This is a genomic window from Candidatus Thiothrix phosphatis (assembly GCF_035668035.1).
Classification (GTDB): Bacteria; Pseudomonadota; Gammaproteobacteria; order Thiotrichales; family Thiotrichaceae; genus Thiothrix; species Thiothrix phosphatis.
The window spans coordinates 2,995-19,565 of sequence record NZ_JAYMYJ010000047.1; the positions used below are offsets into that span (position 1 = coordinate 2,995).

Annotated in this window: 19 protein-coding genes; 13 read left to right on the forward strand and 6 right to left on the reverse strand. The window is 54.8% G+C overall.

Annotation, left to right across the window (positions count from 1 at the left end; all coding sequences use genetic code 11):
* The coding region (locus tag VSS37_RS06045) for a tandem-95 repeat protein (RefSeq protein ID WP_324693888.1) at positions 1–2,174 on the reverse strand (2,174 nt) is incomplete at its 3' end.
* Positions 2,175–2,410: 236 nt separating this feature from the next.
* Here VSS37_RS06045 and VSS37_RS06050 point away from each other — a divergent pair.
* Positions 2,411–2,986, forward strand: a complete 576-nt coding sequence (locus VSS37_RS06050) for a protein disulfide oxidoreductase (RefSeq protein WP_324693890.1) — start codon at positions 2,411–2,413, stop codon at positions 2,984–2,986.
* A gap of 3 nt (positions 2,987–2,989) precedes the next feature.
* Here VSS37_RS06050 and VSS37_RS06055 read toward each other — a convergent pair whose 3' ends face one another.
* From VSS37_RS06055 to VSS37_RS06065, 3 genes are read right to left on the reverse strand one after another with little or no spacing between them, the layout of a single operon-like run.
* The gene (locus VSS37_RS06055) at positions 2,990–3,688 is read right to left on the reverse strand and encodes a sulfite exporter TauE/SafE family protein (RefSeq protein WP_324693891.1); all 699 of its coding nucleotides are present in this window, start codon (positions 3,686–3,688) and stop codon (positions 2,990–2,992) included.
* Complete coding sequence (gene hspQ, locus VSS37_RS06060) at positions 3,688–4,008, reverse strand: heat shock protein HspQ (protein WP_324693893.1); 321 nt, start codon at positions 4,006–4,008, stop codon at positions 3,688–3,690. The genes VSS37_RS06055 and hspQ overlap by 1 nt, the downstream gene beginning before the upstream one ends.
* A 54-nt stretch (positions 4,009–4,062) precedes the next feature.
* Entirely contained in the window at positions 4,063–5,310 is a 1,248-nt protein-coding gene (locus tag VSS37_RS06065) for a multifunctional CCA addition/repair protein (protein WP_324693895.1), read from the reverse strand.
* A gap of 211 nt (positions 5,311–5,521) precedes the next feature.
* Here VSS37_RS06065 and VSS37_RS06070 point away from each other — a divergent pair, with 211 nt between their 5' ends.
* The 5 genes from VSS37_RS06070 to VSS37_RS06090 all read left to right on the forward strand — a co-directional run bounded on the left by VSS37_RS06070 (position 5,522) and on the right by VSS37_RS06090 (position 9,590).
* A complete protein-coding gene (locus VSS37_RS06070) occupies positions 5,522–6,793 on the forward strand; it encodes an NAD(P)/FAD-dependent oxidoreductase (protein WP_324693897.1) in 1,272 nt (423 codons plus the stop codon).
* A gap of 70 nt (positions 6,794–6,863) precedes the next feature.
* A complete protein-coding gene (gene nadC / locus VSS37_RS06075) occupies positions 6,864–7,694 on the forward strand; it encodes a carboxylating nicotinate-nucleotide diphosphorylase (protein ID WP_324693899.1) in 831 nt (276 codons plus the stop codon).
* Positions 7,691–7,804, forward strand: coding sequence for an LPS translocon maturation chaperone LptM (gene lptM, locus VSS37_RS06080; RefSeq protein WP_324693900.1), 114 nt, complete (start codon positions 7,691–7,693; stop codon positions 7,802–7,804). The genes nadC and lptM overlap by 4 nt, the downstream gene beginning before the upstream one ends.
* Before the next feature lie 3 nt (positions 7,805–7,807).
* Complete coding sequence (gene lysA, locus VSS37_RS06085; RefSeq protein ID WP_324693901.1) at positions 7,808–9,058, forward strand: diaminopimelate decarboxylase; 1,251 nt, start codon at positions 7,808–7,810, stop codon at positions 9,056–9,058.
* A gap of 187 nt (positions 9,059–9,245) precedes the next feature.
* Positions 9,246–9,590: a FecR family protein gene (locus VSS37_RS06090; RefSeq protein WP_324693902.1), complete on the forward strand. Its 345-nt coding sequence runs from the start codon at positions 9,246–9,248 to the stop codon at positions 9,588–9,590.
* On the opposite strand, the gene VSS37_RS06095 is transcribed toward VSS37_RS06090, so the two are convergent.
* Entirely contained in the window at positions 9,584–10,525 is a 942-nt protein-coding gene (locus VSS37_RS06095; protein ID WP_324693903.1) for a zinc ABC transporter substrate-binding protein, read from the reverse strand. The two genes, VSS37_RS06090 and VSS37_RS06095, sit on opposite strands and share 7 nt — an antisense overlap.
* A gap of 27 nt (positions 10,526–10,552) precedes the next feature.
* On the opposite strand from VSS37_RS06095, the gene znuC reads away from it, so the two are divergent.
* The 4 genes from znuC to VSS37_RS06115 all read left to right on the forward strand — a co-directional run bounded on the left by znuC (position 10,553) and on the right by VSS37_RS06115 (position 13,083).
* On the forward strand, positions 10,553–11,326 hold the full coding sequence (gene znuC, locus VSS37_RS06100) for a zinc ABC transporter ATP-binding protein ZnuC (protein WP_324693904.1): 774 nt from the start codon (positions 10,553–10,555) through the stop codon (positions 11,324–11,326).
* The gene (locus tag VSS37_RS06105; RefSeq protein WP_324693905.1) at positions 11,319–12,107 is read left to right on the forward strand and encodes an iron chelate uptake ABC transporter family permease subunit; all 789 of its coding nucleotides are present in this window, start codon (positions 11,319–11,321) and stop codon (positions 12,105–12,107) included. Before znuC ends, VSS37_RS06105 begins: the two co-directional genes overlap by 8 nt.
* Before the next feature lie 110 nt (positions 12,108–12,217).
* Positions 12,218–12,733, forward strand: a complete 516-nt coding sequence (gene coaD, locus VSS37_RS06110; RefSeq protein ID WP_324693906.1) for a pantetheine-phosphate adenylyltransferase — start codon at positions 12,218–12,220, stop codon at positions 12,731–12,733.
* 98 nt (positions 12,734–12,831) lie between these two features.
* Positions 12,832–13,083: a YfhL family 4Fe-4S dicluster ferredoxin gene (locus VSS37_RS06115; protein ID WP_324693907.1), complete on the forward strand. Its 252-nt coding sequence runs from the start codon at positions 12,832–12,834 to the stop codon at positions 13,081–13,083.
* A gap of 77 nt (positions 13,084–13,160) precedes the next feature.
* On the opposite strand, the gene VSS37_RS06120 is transcribed toward VSS37_RS06115, so the two are convergent.
* The gene (locus tag VSS37_RS06120; protein ID WP_324693908.1) at positions 13,161–13,622 is read right to left on the reverse strand and encodes an META domain-containing protein; all 462 of its coding nucleotides are present in this window, start codon (positions 13,620–13,622) and stop codon (positions 13,161–13,163) included.
* 153 nt (positions 13,623–13,775) lie between these two features.
* Between VSS37_RS06120 and VSS37_RS06125 the strand changes: the two genes are divergently transcribed.
* From VSS37_RS06125 to dacB, 3 genes are read left to right on the forward strand one after another with little or no spacing between them, the layout of a single operon-like run.
* Positions 13,776–14,267: a HugZ family pyridoxamine 5'-phosphate oxidase gene (locus VSS37_RS06125; RefSeq protein ID WP_324693909.1), complete on the forward strand. Its 492-nt coding sequence runs from the start codon at positions 13,776–13,778 to the stop codon at positions 14,265–14,267.
* Positions 14,268–14,312: 45 nt separating this feature from the next.
* Positions 14,313–15,062 (forward strand): tRNA (N6-threonylcarbamoyladenosine(37)-N6)-methyltransferase TrmO, encoded by a 750-nt coding sequence (gene tsaA / locus VSS37_RS06130; RefSeq protein ID WP_324693910.1) that lies wholly within the window; start codon positions 14,313–14,315, stop codon positions 15,060–15,062.
* A gap of 20 nt (positions 15,063–15,082) precedes the next feature.
* Positions 15,083–16,564, forward strand: coding sequence for a D-alanyl-D-alanine carboxypeptidase/D-alanyl-D-alanine endopeptidase (gene dacB, locus VSS37_RS06135; RefSeq protein ID WP_324693911.1), 1,482 nt, complete (start codon positions 15,083–15,085; stop codon positions 16,562–16,564).
* Positions 16,565–16,571 lie beyond the last annotated feature (7 nt).

Below are 16,571 nucleotides of genomic sequence, written 5' to 3' on the forward strand. Positions count from 1 at the left end.
ACGGTGGCGGAATCGTTGTTGGCGACCGGCGCATCATTGACCGGGGTGATGGTGACGGTGACGGTGGCGGTGTCAGAGCCGCCTTTGCCATCGCTGACGGCGTAGGTGAAGCTGTCCGTCCCGTTGAAACTGGTGTTCGGTGTATAGGTATAGGTTCCGTTGGCGTTCAAGACCAGGGTTCCGTGGGTCGGGGCCGTCACTGGGGTGGTGTTGACGGTCAGCGTGTCGCCGTCCAGGTCGGCGTCATTGGCCAGTAAGGTTGTGCCATTCAGCGGGGTGTTTTCCGGCGTGCTGGCGGCGTCATCGTTGGCGACCGGCGCGTCGTTGACTGGGGTGACTGTGACCGTGACTGTGGCGGTGGCCGTGCCGCCATTGCCGTCGCTGACGGAATAGGTGAAGCTGTCTGTCCCGTTGAAGTTTGCGCTCGGTGTATAAGTGTAAGTTCCATCGGCCTTTAGCACGAGGGTTCCATGGGTTGGGGCTGTCACTGGGGTGGTGCTGACAGTCAGTGTGTCGCCATCGGTGTCACTGTCATTGGCCAGTACGGTGGAGCCATTGAGGACAGTGTCCTCAGCGGTGTTGGCACTGTCGTTGGTGGCGGTTGGCGGTGCATTGTTCATCACAATCAGCGTTGACTGGTAATTGCGGAATGCATACCACCACGTATTGATCGTGTTGCCGTTGCCGTAACCGCCTAACTGGTCGGCTGTCAGATAGTTCCATGTCTGGCGGGTAATTGCGCCAGTGTCGGTGTTGGTCAGGACGGTCGGCGTAACACCGGAGGGCTGGGTGATATTGCTGTCGTCCCAGAATTGCAGGTTGGGGCCAACCGTTCCGCCAGCTGTCTGGGTATAAACCTTGAAGCCGTTATCCAGCCCTTCCACGTCGTAAGCGGTGAAGTGCGTTTCACCTTGGGTATAGGTCAACAGGGCGGTAATCGGATACTGGCTTTTCGGCACTGTTGCGCCTGCCCCGTTTTTGCCATCCCAAGGGACTTGGTTAACGCCAGCGTTTACATTGGCGTATAGGCGGCGGTCTAGGCCAGCGGTATAGGTGCCATCATTATTGATGTCCAGCACAATATCCACTGCCCCCGGCTGGGTGACGTCTACCTGGACGGCGGTATTGGCGGTGCTGTCCACTTTTAACGGCAAGTTTTGGGGAACGCCCTCAACCCCCAAGGGGTACACATTGGTGTCAGGTGGGTTCAGGAAAATTTTATGTGAAGGTGTTGTTTGGTTGGCGTTCATGACCGACTTGCGGTCGGTTGCCTTGACCCCTGTAGAAGCTGTGCCAGTATCGTTAAATGAAAATTGGCCTTGTAATGGGCGCAGCCCGGAGTTCTGGAAGTCAATTTTGGTGACATAGTTTTTGGCGTCATAGGCATACATGGAGCCATTGAAGGCTTTGGCAAAGGGGGATGCCTGATAAGTGGCCGGGTCATTGGCGCGGACTGCCCAGTTTTTTGACCAGATACGGCCATTGATGGCGGTGGGCGTGGCGGCCTTGGTGGCGACGGTAAGGTCGAACCATTTGATGTTGATCACGCTGTCAGTATAGTTGTAGCCGCTTTCTGTGTAGCTGAAGCTGCCGACGCTGGCGGTGCTGTTGTTCAGGTCAAATTCAATGTAGTAGTCGCCCGCGCCCTTGCCTGCGGTGGCTGGGTCAAATGTCCAAATCCCTGAAGTTGAATAGCCGCCTGCGGTAATGTTGCTGGGGCCTGCCGCCGCTGCCGCGTATGAGGTCAGGTTGGGGGCTGTGCCGCCTGTGCCGACGAGATAGGGGCCAAACACCACAGTCCCATCGGGGGCTTTGATGCGGAAATAGTAGGGCACATTGGCGTCAGTGCCAGTTCCCCTGACCAGATCAGACAAGCCGATGTGCAGCTTTTCATTGCTGGGGTCGGCTATGTGGATGTAAAGGCGGTTGTCGGCAGGCTGGTCATATCCGGCAAATGGATAGGTGGCAGAGACGCTGCTGCCGGTTTCCCCGACTCCCAGCGCAGAACCGTCTGTTGAGTTGGGGGACCATTGCTTGGTGCCTTCCGCAAAAGCTGTCGAGGTAAGCGCACAGCTTGCTATTGTTACCCCAAGAGCCAGGCGGATGCATAACGCTAGGTTAGAAAGCTTGACGGTGGGCGCTATGACAGGCCGCAGGAAATCTGAATCCTTCATTGAAGAAATCCTCATTTATCATATTTGTTATTCATTTTGTACGGTAACTTGTTCCCTGGTATGGGCAGGGAGAGAGGTGACACTCTAAAAGTTTCCCTCGCATCATTAATAAATTTTGATGGCTGTTCAACAAAAGCGGATGAGTGGGATGCGAAAGGTAAGGGTTGCCGTCGGGAATGATGTTTAATTCTTGCGCTTGTGGGCGTCTGGAAATCCGATGGAGGTGCTGTGCTACAATGGCGGCCTCTGACAAACAACAACGGACGAAGATGAAGACTCGCATTTTGGGGGATGGGCCACAGTCTAAAAAGCGCCGCTGGCTACGGTGGTTGCTCGACATCAGCATTATTCTTGTCATTATTTTCGGGCTGCGTGCCTGGCAGCACAGGGGCATGCTGGAAGGCGAAGCCCCTGATTTTGAGTACACGGCCCTCAATGGTTCAAGTGTTCACCTTGACAACTACCGTGGCAAACCTGTCCTGTTACATTTTTGGGCCAGTTGGTGCCCGATGTGCGAGCTGGAGCAGGATAGCATCACCAGCATCAACAAGGATTGGAAAGTCATTACGATCGCTTTCCAATCAGGGGGGAAAGATGAGGTGCAGCGTTATCTGGAGCGTAAAAAACTGACGGATTGGGTAACCATTGTTGATACGGATGGTTCGCTGGCAGCGGAATATGGCATTCATGGCGTACCGGCCAGTTATGTGCTGGATGCGGAAGGGATGATCCGTTTTCGGGAAGTTGGCCTGACGTCTGGATGGGGGTTGCGCATGCGGTTGTGGTTGGCCAAGTTGCTGGTCAGTGATTAGGGGCTAGCTGGCAAACGCCTTCCATAGCAACAATAGCCCCAATAGGGTGACCAACAATCCGGCAGTCCGTCTAACCTTGGGGTCGCGGGTGAATTGCGCCAGCTTTGCCGCCGCCACGCCCATCAACAGCAGGTTGGGCAATGTCCCCAGCCCGAAGGAGAGCATCAGCAGGACGCCTTTGGTGATGCTGCCCGCCGATAGCGCCCAGATCAGCATGCTGTAAACCAGGCCGCACGGCAGCCAGCCCCAGATAAAGCCAAGCGGCAGTGCTTTGGCGGGGGAATCCACCGGCATGAAACGCCGTCCCAGCGGTTCAATGCGCCGCCACAGCACCCGTCCGGCATTTTCCACTTTGGCCACACCCTGCCAGATTCCGGCCAGATATAAACCCAGCGCAATCATGAACAGTGCAGCAAAGGCCCGCAGGAACTGGCTGATGCTTTCAAGGCCGCCGATGGACAGAAAGGTGGCGCCCAACCCGCCAGCCAAGGCTCCGGCCAACATATAGCCGCTGATACGGCCAGTATTGTACGCCAGCAGCATTGGCAACAGATTGGATGGGGGGTGGCGTTGTGTGGCGGGCAAGCTGAACGTCAGGGCGCTGACAATGCCGCCGCACATGCCCAGGCAATGGACTCCGCCCAACAACCCAACCACCAGCGCTGCCAGATATTCAGAATGGGTGAGCCAGCCCCATGCCATCAGTTCAGGGTTTGCCGTGTTTTATAGTGGTCGCCGTTGAATCCGGTGAAAAAGTTTTCCAGTAACGGATGCTCTACAGGCTCGGTGGAAGCGTCCGCCTCCAGATTGCGCTCGGCCACATAGGCTACCCGCCCGTCCTGGTCAATCAGGACGTGGTACCACGGCTCTTCTTTGCTGGGGTTGCCTGCTTCGACATTTTTCTCAAACCATTCTTCCGTCCCCTGGAAATCAGGGTCCACGTCAAAGATGACGCCCCGGTAATTAAACAGGCGGTGATGGATCAACTGGCCAATTCCGAAGGAGGCTGTTTTTTCTTCCATCGTGACGATTCCTCAAGTCTGTCTATAACGATGTTCTATTGTCTCAATATGCGGCTACTCACCGCCAATATCAAGATTCCCTAATGTGTCCTTGATCATGTCCACCCGGCGGCGGTGAATTTCATCCTTGATTTGTGCGCCTTGAAAGCCTTGCAAGGTGATTTCCCTGACATCAACTTCCTGACTGGCGGCCAATGCTTGCCGGAATATGCCTGCCTGTGGATAAGGCCGGTCTTCGAAGCCAGCCCGCCCACGCGCATCCGCTTCACAAGCCAACAACAGTTGTGCAAACCGTGCTGGTTTACGGAAGGCGTCTGTCGCCTCCAACACTTTCAGGATGGTCTGCGGGCGTAATTGTCCGGCCTTATGGATATGACCGTGATAGGCCGCCACATGTTCAGCCAGTTCACGAAAGCGGTTGGGGACTCGCAAGCGTTCGCACAATTCTGTCGTCAGGCGGCGGCTGACAAGTTCATGCCCGTGGTGGCTGGGCAGGATGTCGGCTGGCGTCAGGCCTTTGCCAAGGTCGTGGGTGAGTGCTGCGAAACGTACCTCCGGATCAGCGCTCAGTTTGACGGCTTGCTGCAACACTAACAATGTGTGCGCGCCGCAATCAATTTCCGGGTGGTGTTGTGCCGGTTGTGGCACGCCAAACAGGCGGTTAATTTCTGGGAACAGCACTTGCAGTGCGCCACATTCGCGCAGCACCAGGAAAAACTGTTCCGGGTTTGGCTCTGACAGTGCGCGCACGGTTTCCTGCCAGACCCGTTCGGGTGTCAGCGCATCTACCTCACCAGCGGCCACCATAGAACGCATCAGTTGTTGTGTTTCCCCGGCCACCTGAAACCCCATGGGGGCGAAGCGGGCGGCAAACCGGGCGACCCGCAGGATGCGCACCGGGTCTTCGCTGAATGCGGGGGAAACATGCCGCAGCAAATGCATTTGCAAGTCCGCTTGTCCGCCATACGGGTCGATGATATTGCCATTGTCATCCTGCGCCATGGCATTGATGGTCAGGTCGCGGCGGGCAAGATCCTCCTCCAGGGTCACATCTGGAGCGGTGTGGAACTGGAACCCATGATAGCCTTTGGCCGTCTTGCGCTCGGTGCGGGCCAGGGCGTATTCCTCCCCGGTCTGAGGGTGTAGGAAAACCGGGAAGTCATTGCCTACCGGCTTGAACCCTTGGGCTAATAAATCAGCAGGGGTGGCTCCGGTGACCACCCAATCGCGGTCTTTTACCGGCACCCCCATAAGCAGGTCACGGATCGCGCCACCGACAAGATAGGTTTTGGTTTGGGTCATAGCGTATGTAATGCGTGATGGCTGTTGATAGGGGAAGGAAGTATATCTTTTTTCTTGTATATTAGCATAATCTAATTTATTGAAAACACAAGGATTACATTGACCCTGCGCCTGATTTGTGGTGTGATTCCAAGTGCTGAGGGAGAATGCTGCCAAATGTTTATCTGATAAAAAGTATCCCACGTCAATCAATAGTTAGGAGTTCGCGCTAATGGCCCATGTCGTTATTCTGGGAGCCGGGACAGGAGGAATGCCCGCTGCCTATGAGATGAAAGAGATGCTTGGTAAAGCACACGAAGTCACCGTTATCAATGAACGTGATTATTTCCAGTTTGTGCCTTCAAACCCCTGGGTTGCGGTAGGTTGGCGCACCCGCGCCGACATCACTTTCCCGATTGAAAAATACTTGGGCAAGAAAGGCATCAACTTCATCACCGCACGTTGCGACAAGATTGATGCGGCAGGCAATGCCCTGCATCTGGATAATGGGCAAACCGTCAATTACGATTATTTGGTGATCGCAACTGGGCCGAAGCTGTTTTTCCAGGAAGTGGAAGGTGCAGGCCCGAATGGTGGCCACACCCACTCGGTTTGTGACGTGACCCATGCGGAAAAGGCTTATGGCGATTATCAAAAAATGCTGGAAAAAGGTTCCGGCCACATCGTTGTAGGTGCGATGCCATTCGCCAGCTGTTTCGGCCCCGCTTACGAGTTCGCCTTTATTGTTGACGCCGACCTGCGCAAGCGCAACGTGCGCAACAAGTTCAAAATGACCTATGTTTCTTCCGAACCTTACATTGGCCACTTGGGTTTGGGTGGTGTAGGTGATTCCAAAGGCATGCTGGAGTCTGAACTGCGCAATCACCACATTAATTGGGTAGTCAATGCCAAGACCACCAAGGTCGAAGAAGGCAAGATGTTCGTCACCGAGCTGAATGGTAAGGGCGAAGTGGAAAAAGAGCATGAAATTGCCTTTGATTTCGCTATGATGCTGCCAGCATTCAAAGGTGTTGATGCGGTTGCGGCAGTCGAAGGCCTGTGCAATCCGCGAGGCTTCGTCATTGTTGATGAACTGCATCGCAGCCCGAAATATAAGAATATCTATTCTGCTGGTGTTTGTATCGCCATTCCGCCGGTTGAAGCCACTCCGGTCCCAACTGGCGCACCCAAGACCGGCTATATGATCGAGTCCATGGTGACGTCATTGGTGCATAACATTGCTGATGAACTGGCGGGTAAGGAACCGCACACCACTGGCACTTGGAACGCCATTTGTTTGGCGGACATGGGCGATACTGGCGCGGCCTTTGTGGCGCTGCCACAGATTCCGCCCCGCAACGTCGCTTGGTTCAAGAAAGGCAAGTGGGTGCATATGGCCAAGATTGCATTCGAGAAATACTTCATCCGCAAGATGAAGAAAGGCAGCTCCGAGCCATTCTATGAAAAGTCTATCCTGAAGATGATGGGGATTACCCGTCTCTGAAGAAACTGGCGGGAGTCAGGGGCAGAGTGATGGGAGGCTTGAGCGCCTCCCATTTTTATTTGAGGTAGGGATGATTTTACCAAACGATTTACAGGAAACGGTCGCACGCGCACTGGCGGAAGACCTCGGTTCGGGCGATGTGACGGCGGGGCTGATTCCAATGGGGCGACAGGCGGTCGCCAATGTTTTCTGCCGTGAAGAGGCTGTCATTTGCGGAACTGCATGGTTTGACGAAGTGTTCCGGCAGCTTGATCCGGCAGTGACAGTGGAGTGGCGTTGTCAGGATAGTGGCAGGGTGCAGACTGACGCATTGTTATGCAGCTTGCGCGGCAGTGCGCGCTCTATCCTCAGCGGTGAACGTACTGCGCTGAATTTCCTGCAAACCTTGTCGGCGACGGCGACGGCGACCTGCCGTTATGTCGATCTGGTGGCACATACCCAGTGCCGGATACTGGATACCCGCAAAACTTTGCCTGGATTGCGCACGGCACAGAAATACGCTGTGCTGTGCGGTGGCGGAACCAACCATCGCATTGGCCTGTATGACCGTGTCCTGATCAAGGAAAACCACATCATGGCAGCAGGCTCGATTACCGCCGCCATCCAACAGGCGCGTAAGCTGCATCCCAATATCCGGGTTGAGGTTGAAACCGAAAACCTACAGGAGCTGGCGGAAGCCGCCGCCGCGCAGGCTGACATTATCATGCTGGATGATTATGATCTGGCGGCAATGCGCGAAGCAGTGCGTGTGATTGGTGGGAAAATCCCGCTGGAGGCTTCGGGTGGCGTCAGCCCCGAAACCGTGACGGCAATTGCTGAAACCGGGGTGGATTTTGTGTCCATTGGCAGCATCACCAAACATATCCGTGCAGTCGATTTGTCGATGAGGTTTGTCAAATGAAACACTGGCTGGGGTTGGCCATCATTTTGGCCTTACTGGCGGGCTGCGGCAACAAAGGGCCGTTGTACTTGCCCAATGACGCAAAAGCAAAACAGGAACAGGCTAAGTAATCCATGGATCATTTTGAATACCGTAACGGGCAGTTGTTTGCTGAAGATGTGGCGGTCGCCGATATTGCCCGCGCACATGGCACGCCGTGCTACATCTATTCCCGCGCTACGCTGGAGCGCCACTGGCGTGCTTTCAATGACGCTTTCGGCGCGCAACCGCATTTGGTCTGCTATGCGGTGAAGGCCAATTCCAATATCGCCATCCTTAACCTGTTCGCGCGGCTGGGCTCCGGTTTTGACATCGTTTCGGGCGGGGAGCTGGAGCGTGTGCTTAGGGCGGGCGGCGACCCCGATAAGGTGGTGTTTTCCGGCGTTGGCAAGAAGGCGGCGGAAATTCGTCGGGCACTAGAAGTGGGCATCCACTGTTTCAATGTGGAATCAGAAGCCGAGCTTGGCCGCATCAACGCCATCGCAGCAGAAATGGGTAAGGTGGCACCGGTTTCGCTGCGGGTGAACCCGGATGTGGATGCGCAAACGCACCCCTATATTTCCACCGGGTTGAAGGAGAACAAGTTCGGCATTGAAATTGGCCGGGCGGAAGCTGTCTACCTGCAAGCCGCCCGTATGCCGAATCTGCGGGTTGTGGGGATTGACTGCCATATCGGTTCGCAATTGCTCACGCTGTCGCCGTTCATGGATGCATTGCAGCGGGTGCTGGCGTTAGCGGAGCGTCTGGCCGGGCATGGCATCGAAGTGCGTCACCTGGATGTCGGCGGCGGCTTGGGGGTGCGTTACCAAAATGGCCAGGTTGCGCCAAGTCCGGCGGAGTATATGGGCCAGCTATTCACGGATGGACGCTTGCGCCAGTATGAAATTTTCGTCGAACCGGGCAGGGCGATCGCCGCCAATGCCGGAATCCTGGTGACGGAGGTCGAATTCCTGAAAATGGCGGAACACAAGAATTTCGCAGTGGTGGACGCCGCCATGAACGACCTGATCCGACCCGCCCTCTATGGCGCTTGGCAGGAAATTATCCCAGTTACGCCGCGGGCTGAGGGCAAAACCGAAACTTACGATGTTGTCGGGCCGATTTGCGAGACGGGTGATTTTCTCGGCAAGGGGCGTGACCTTAATGTCCAGCCGGGGGATTTGCTGGCGGTGCGCTCATCCGGCGCATATGGCTTCACCATGTCGTCCAACTACAATACCCGGCCCCGCGCAGTGGAGATCATGGTGGACGGCGAGGCCATGCATGTCATCCGGCAACGGGAAACTTTGGAGGACTTGTTGCGGGGGGAAACCACGCTACCGTGAGTGGATAAATTAATCAGTCAATTTTCCCTGTTATTTTTGTTGTGAAAAATCCGCCATTACCGTCTGGCGGATTTTTTTTGCATTCTATGCTTTTCTGATGGGGTTACCGAACATGTGGCATGTAGGCTTGTCTATGTTTTAGAAATGTTGAGTAATACGTGCCAATTCGAGGAGGCCAGGAAGTTTTATGCCAGCACCAACAATAACAGCAGTTCGCAGGGACGCTGGAGTCGTACTTTCCAAGCGGGGCAAGGTGACGGCAAAAAATCCGGAGGGTGAATCCCGCATACTCAAACGGGGTGATCCGGTCTATGCCGATGACATGGTGCATACGGTGCGTGGCGCTAATGTGCAATTAAAAATGAATGATCGGAATATTGTGATGTTACGCGGCGGTTGTGCATTTCGTGTCAGTATTTACCAGGCGCAACCTAAAGATGTGGGAGATGTCCAGCGTTATGAATACGTTGGTGGGGTTCTGCGTGAAAGCCGCCGTGAATCTGCCCAACTGCTGGATTTGGAAATTCATTGAGTCCCATTTTCCAGGCATTTCTGGAAAGCATCAGCGGCAGTTTGCAACAATGTGATGTAAGTGCCGCCATTCAGTGGCAATTGCATGCCCAATGGATCCAGTTCGCCAAGCTTTATCCCAGTTCCCTCCACCAGTGTTTTGACCAGCGCAGGTGAAAACTGCGGCTCCTGAAACAGGCAAGTTGCTTGTTTTTTTTCAATGATTTTGCGGATGTCCAATACATGGCGTGCGCCCGGCAAGCGGGATGCGTCCAGGGTTACTGCTCCAGCAAAACTCAGGCCATAGTGGCTGTCGAAATGTTGCCATGCGTCATGGAAACTCAGGTAAGGCCTATGGCTGAAAGGCGCGAGTTGCTGGCGGATACGGGCATCGGTTGCTGCAATTTGCTGGATGAGTTGTTGCGTATTTGTATGGTACTGTGCCGCATGCGCGGGGTCGATGGCGCTTAACGCACTGTCAATTTCGCGGCTCATGGCGATGGCGTTTTGCGGATTTAACCATATGTGCAGGTCTTCGTTGTGCCCAGTGTGTTGTTCGGTGTCCGTTGGATCAGCTCTGTCCGTGTGCGTTGAGCGGGAATAGAGGTGGTTGACGCCATTCGCTTGACTCAAATCGATGACTTGCGTTGTCGCTGGCAGATTGGCCAGTGGTTTGTCGAGGAATGTTTCCAGCCCGCTGCCGATGCGGAAAATGACCCGGGCATTTCCCAGGCTGCGCATGTCCGATGGCCTGAGGGCGAAATGGTGGGGAGAGGCGCCATCGGGTAGGAGCTGGTGAATTTCCAATGGGCCGCCATCACCGCCCGCAATGGCATAAACCAGCGCCTGAATGGGTTTGATGGTGCTGATGACTAGGGGTTTGGCTGCCGGTTGCTGCTGGCAGGATTGCAAAACAGGTAAGCATAATAATAGGAAAATCGTTAAGATACGGGACATTTTTTTACTCATACATACTGGCGGAGCATGTCTACCCCATTATTGGCAAAACTGGAAAATGTTGGGTTGCGGTTTAGGCAACGGGTGATTCTGCACGATGTCAGCCTTGAAGTGTACCCACAAAGCATTCTCACCCTGATCGGCCCCAACGGGGCAGGCAAGTCCACGATTTTGAAAGTCTTGCTGGGTTTGCAGAAACCCGATTCCGGCACGGTATGGCGGATGCCTGGATTGAGGGTGGGGTATGTGCCGCAAAAATTTCATCTTGACCATTTGTTGCCGTTGACAGTTGAGCGTTTTATTGGCTTGAAATTGCGCCGACATGATAGCGCCGCTGTGCGTCAATGTGCTGTCGGGACGGGTGTGGAAGGCCTGCTGGAGCAACCTGTCCAGTCCCTTTCCGGTGGCGAGTTGCAGCGTGTGCTGTTGGCGCGTGCGCTGCTTCATGAACCGCAGTTGCTGGTGCTGGATGAGCCGGGGCAGGGGGTGGATGTCACTGGCCTGAGCGAGCTTTACCAGCTTATTAACCGTTTGAAACAGGAACATGGCTACGGCGTGCTGATGGTGTCGCACGACCTGCATTTGGTCATGGCGGCAGCAGATCAGGTGCTGTGCCTGAACCAACACATCTGTTGCTCAGGGCGGCCGGAGGCTGTGTCACGCCATCCCGAATATTTACGTTTGTTTGGGGATTTGCGCACCGCCGGATTGGCGGTTTACACCCATCATCACGATCACCAACACGATATGCATGGCTGCATCGTGCCATTGTCCGACACAAAGGGGCAAACCCATGGATGATTTTATCTGGCGGGCATTATTGGCGGGTCTTGCGGTGGTGCTTATGAGCGGTTGGCTGGGCGTGTTCTTGCTGTGGCGGCGGATGGCCTATTTTGGCGACACTTTGTCGCATTCCGCATTGCTGGGGGTGGCGTTGGGGCTGATGACGGGAACGAACTTGAATCTGTGGGTAATGTTGATTTGCGTGATGGTGGCGTTGCTAATGTTATATGTGCAACACAATCCTGCGCTGGGCAGCGATACGTTGCTGGGCATTATCGGGCACAGCGCGTTGGCGCTGGGCACAGTGGCCCTGACTTTCCTGCCCAATATCAGGGTTGATCTCATGGCTTATCTGTTTGGTGATATTCTGGCTGTGACATGGTTTGATGTCGCTTTGACCTGGGGATTGGCGCTATTGCTGATGGCGGTGATGGCTCGGGTGTGGCGGCCTTTGCTGGCGTTGAGCGTCCATGCCGAACTGGCGCAGGTGGAGGGTGTCAAGGTGTGGCAGGTAAGCGCCAGCTATATGTTGCTGATTGCGTTGATGGTGACGGTGGCGATGAAAGTGGTGGGTGTTCTGTTGTTGACGGCTTTGTTGATTATTCCAGCTGCAACAGCGCGGCGTTTCGCCCGTACCCCTGAGCGGATGGCGTTGCTGGCGATCGTTTTGGGTGTGTTGGCTTTGATGTTAGGGATGGTGATTTCCTTGCAACTGGACACGCCTACTGGCCCCAGTATTGTTGTTGCAGCCAGTTTTTTATTCGTTCTGGTGCAGTGGTTGCCACAGCGTAGCGGCTGATTGGTGCAGTTCGGCAAAAACATATTGTGCGATGCACAATATGGTGCTACAACGTGGTACTTAGGGTTTTCCCTAAGTGTTCAACCGTCAATTTAGCGTGGCCTGTGTTTATGGAAATTACCGCTGTCTACCCTGGAACATTCGATCCTGTCACCAAGGGGCATCTTGACCTAATCAGGCGTGCCAGCAAGCTGTGCGCGCATGTGGTGGTGGGGGTTGCTTCCAACCCGAAAAAGAAGCCCCTGTTCGCATTGGAGGAGCGGGTGGCCATGATCCGGCGTGAGCTGGAGGAAATGAACTTGACGGGATGTGTAAGTGTCAGGGGATTCGAGGGATTGTTGGTGGATTTTGCGCGTGAGCAGAATGCGCGGGTGTTGGTTCGTGGGATGCGGGCAGTTTCCGATTTTGAGTTTGAATTTCAGTTGGCGAGTATGAACCGCAGCCTTGCGCCGGAGGTGGAGTCGGTTTTTTTGATGCCCGGTGAGAGTTTTTCCTTTATTTCTTCCACATTGGTGAAGGAAGTGGCCATTCTTAACGGGGACGTTTCACGCTTTGTCGCGCCACATGTGCTGGATGCATTGAAACAGAAAATTGTCCAAATTCGCCAGGAGCGTGGTCTGGCCTAACAGATCCCTAAATATTGCTATTTTGATACTGGTTAATGTTATCTTGCCACTTGGATTGATAAGATCGCCTGAAACAGAAATTCGAGAGGAATATTTTTATGGCATTGATGATTAACGACGAGTGCATTAACTGTGATGTATGTGAGCCAGAATGTCCGAATAACGCCATTTCGCCGGGGGATGAAATCTATGTGATTGACCCTGCCCGTTGCACTGAATGCGTCGGCCACTATGATAAACCACAGTGCGTGGAAGTGTGTCCGGTAGAATGTATTCCGCATGACCCAGATCATGTGGAATCAAAAGAGCAATTGCAGTTGAAATATGAGAGGTTGATGGCGGCGGTCTGAAAGGGGCGCTTGCTTTTCAAATACAACGACGCCCGCAGATGCGGGCGTCGTTGTGTGTGGATGAGAAAATGTGTTGATTATTTGCTGTTGGTGGTGGCCGGTTTGGCGGCGGTGAACACCATTAGTATTTTGCGGTTGTTGTCCAGTATATGCAATTGTTCACGCGTAATTGCATATAAACTTGCCTTGCTGAGTTGTTCCAGATAGCGTTGTTCCAACCGGTCACGTTCGTTATTGCAAGCCATTTTGGTGGCTCCAATTTGGTGTGTGCTGAATACGCCGTCATTGCTGCTGGTATAATTGCCAAAGTAGCGGTTGCAGCCACCATATCCAGTGATGCGGCTTGTTTCGAAACTGATGGTTGGCAGGTAGGCGGTATTGACTGACTGGCTGTCCAACGATTTTAAATTCCAGTTTGTGCCCGCAAGAGATGCGCCCAATTCAGCTTTCCTAGTATCCAAAGTACAGGCAGAGACAATGGCGAGAACCACTAAAACACTAAAGATTTGTCCTGCAAATGAAGCAAAGAATGCTTTCATGCCTGCATTACTCCTACGGGTCTATTGTTATCATTTATTGAGTCATGAATGCATGGAAAGTTGCATCCTAATATTCAATCATGCTCCCACCTACAAACCTAACGCAAACTGAACTGATGGGCTGTATGATGGCTCGATTTGAGGAAAGATGTCATGAGCAAGAACCCGCAGGAGACACTGGGGCAACTACTGGTTGAGGCAAAAACCCTGCAATTGGCGACGCTCAACGCAGAAGGTGAACCGTCGATCAGCTATGCGCCATTCGTGACGGATGCGGAAGGGAATTTCTACATTTTTGTCAGCAAGCTTTCCAGCCACACGCAGGAAATCCTGGGGCATCCGCAGGTCGCGGTGCTGGTGATTGCGGATGAGCAGGATGCACGGCAGATTTTTGCCCGCACCCGTGCAAGCTACCGTTGCGGGGCGGAGATTGTGGCGCGGGAAGATGCGGTTTTCCCGCTCATATTGGATGCGATGGAAGCGCGCTTTGGCAATGTGGTCAATGTGCTGCGTGGGCTGGGGGATTTCATGATGTTCCGGCTGAAACCGCAATCAGGCCGCTTTGTGATGGGGTTTGGGCAGGCGTTTGCGCTGGCGGGTGAAGGGTTGCGGGAATGTGCGCATATTGGGCCAGACAAGGTTTGAAACAGTTGGGGCATTGCTTCGGTCTGGCATGGAAATGGAGCTAACATGAATTTGGATGGTTCGCCATCTTTTCCGTCTGGAGCTGGTGGAAGCGTCGCCCTCACCCCCATCGGCGTGGTCTCTTCCCCTTACAAAGAAAAATTCGGCATTCCCCGCCAGCCTGGTCTGGTTAAAGCCGCCCGCGCCATTCTCACGTTGCTGCCGCCTTGCAACCAGCCGGAAACCGTGCGTGGTCTGGAAGGCTTTTCCCACATCTGGATCATCTTCGTGTTCCACGCCACCCAACGGCAGGGTTGGAAGCCGACCGTGCGCCCGCCGCGTCTGGGCGGCAATGCCCGGATGGGGGTGTTCGCCACCCGCTCCACTTTCCGCCCCAACCCGATTGGCCTGACCGTGGCTGAGTTGCGTGGCGTCCGGACGCAAGGTGGCTGCACCTTCCTCGAACTCGGCGGCGCAGACCTGTTGGATGGCACGCCGGTGCTGGATATTAAGCCTTATCTTCCGTATGCTGACGCCATTCCTGATGCCTGTGCGGGCTTTGCACAGGAAGCGCCCTCCATGCCGTTGGCTGTGCGTTTTTCCATCTTGGCCAGTGAGCAATGCAGGCGGAAGCAGGCGCAATGGAACACGGATGTGCGCCAATTGGTCGAACAGGTTTTGCGGCAGGATCCGCGCCCGTCCTACCAACAAGGGCGTGAGAATGGCAGGGTATACGCCATGCGTTTGTATGATTTCGATCTGCGCTGGCGTTATGTGGCTGACGGCATTGAAGTTCTGGAACTGGCTGATAGTTAAAAAAACACAACGAATCCACTATGTTGAAAAGATTTTTGATGACGGCGGGGCTGTGTGTCTGGGTTGGGCTGGGCGTTGCGGCGGAGCAAACGAAAACGGCTACTGCCCACCTTTTGCCCCAGCCTGCCGAGATGTCCCCGGTTCGCCATGGGCAGACCGCTGATTTGCCGGAAGAAGTGACGGCGCTGGCGCAGCAGTACAATACCCCGTTGGAAAACCTCAGCGTCTACATCCGCGACCTCAGCGCCGACGCGCCGATGCTGGAGCATAACGACAAGGTTCCGCGCAATCCTGCCTCCACCATGAAACTGGTGACAACCTGGACGGCGCTCAAGCTGCTTGGCCCCGCTTATACCTGGAAAACCGAAGCCTGGCTGCGCGGTGAGCTGAAGGATGGCGTCCTCAATGGCGACCTGGTGCTCAAAGGGTACGGCGACCCGTACCTGACCGATGAGGCGTTCTGGCAGTTGTTGCACGACTTGCAGCTCAAGGGATTGAAGGACATTCGTGGCAACTTGGTCGTGGACAACAGCTTTTTCAGCATCCCTGAATATGACCCGGCGGATTTCGATAATGAACCCACCCGTGTCTACAATGCGCGCCCATCGGCGTTAATGTTTAATTTTCAGGCCAGCCGTTTCCTGTTCGAGGCGGATGACAGCAGCGGCAAAGTGGGGGTTACGCCATTCCCGCTGATTCCTGGCCTGCAACTGGAAAACAGCATGGTGTTGTCGAAAGGCCGTTGCAGCAAGGCGGCCTACCACCCTTCGTTTGAGCAGGATGGCGGCTCCATGCGGGTGCGGGGGGTCTATTCGGCGGATTGTGGGAAAAGCTTTGTGTTGCGGGTCATGTCCACGCCGGAAGAACATGTGTTCAATGCATTCCGTGATATGTGGCAGTCCCTGGGGGGCGTGTTCAGCGGCGGGCTGCAAGCCGGTGTGGTGCAGGACGGCGATGTGCTGTTCCATACCCACGAGTCACGCACGCTGGGCGAACAAATCCGCTTCGTCAATAAATGGAGCAACAATGTCATGGCGCGCAACATGATGTTGACCTCGGGGGCCAAGTTTGGCGGAGCGCCTGCCACGCTCGACAAGGGGCGTTTGGCGATCGCCAGTGTGTTGCAGGAGGCAGGCATTGATTACACCGGCATGGTGGTGGAAAACGGTGCCGGGCTTTCCCGCCATGCCCGCCTGACGGCGCGCCAGCTGGGGGAATTGCTGGAAGCGGCCTGGCGTGATCCGTACATGCCTGAATTTATGGCGTCCATGCCGCTGCTGGGTGAGGATGGCACTTTGGCGGAGCGCTTCAAGGGCAGCGACCTGCGCGGGCGCAGCCACATGAAGACCGGCACCTTGAATGATGCCACCTCTATCGCTGGTTATATGTTGACCCGCAGCGGCAAACGGCTGGTGATTGTGTTGCAATACAATGGTGGGAACGCGCAGGGCGGCGGGCGCAGGCTGCATGACGACATCCTGAAATGGGCGTTCGAACAGTAGGTGCCAT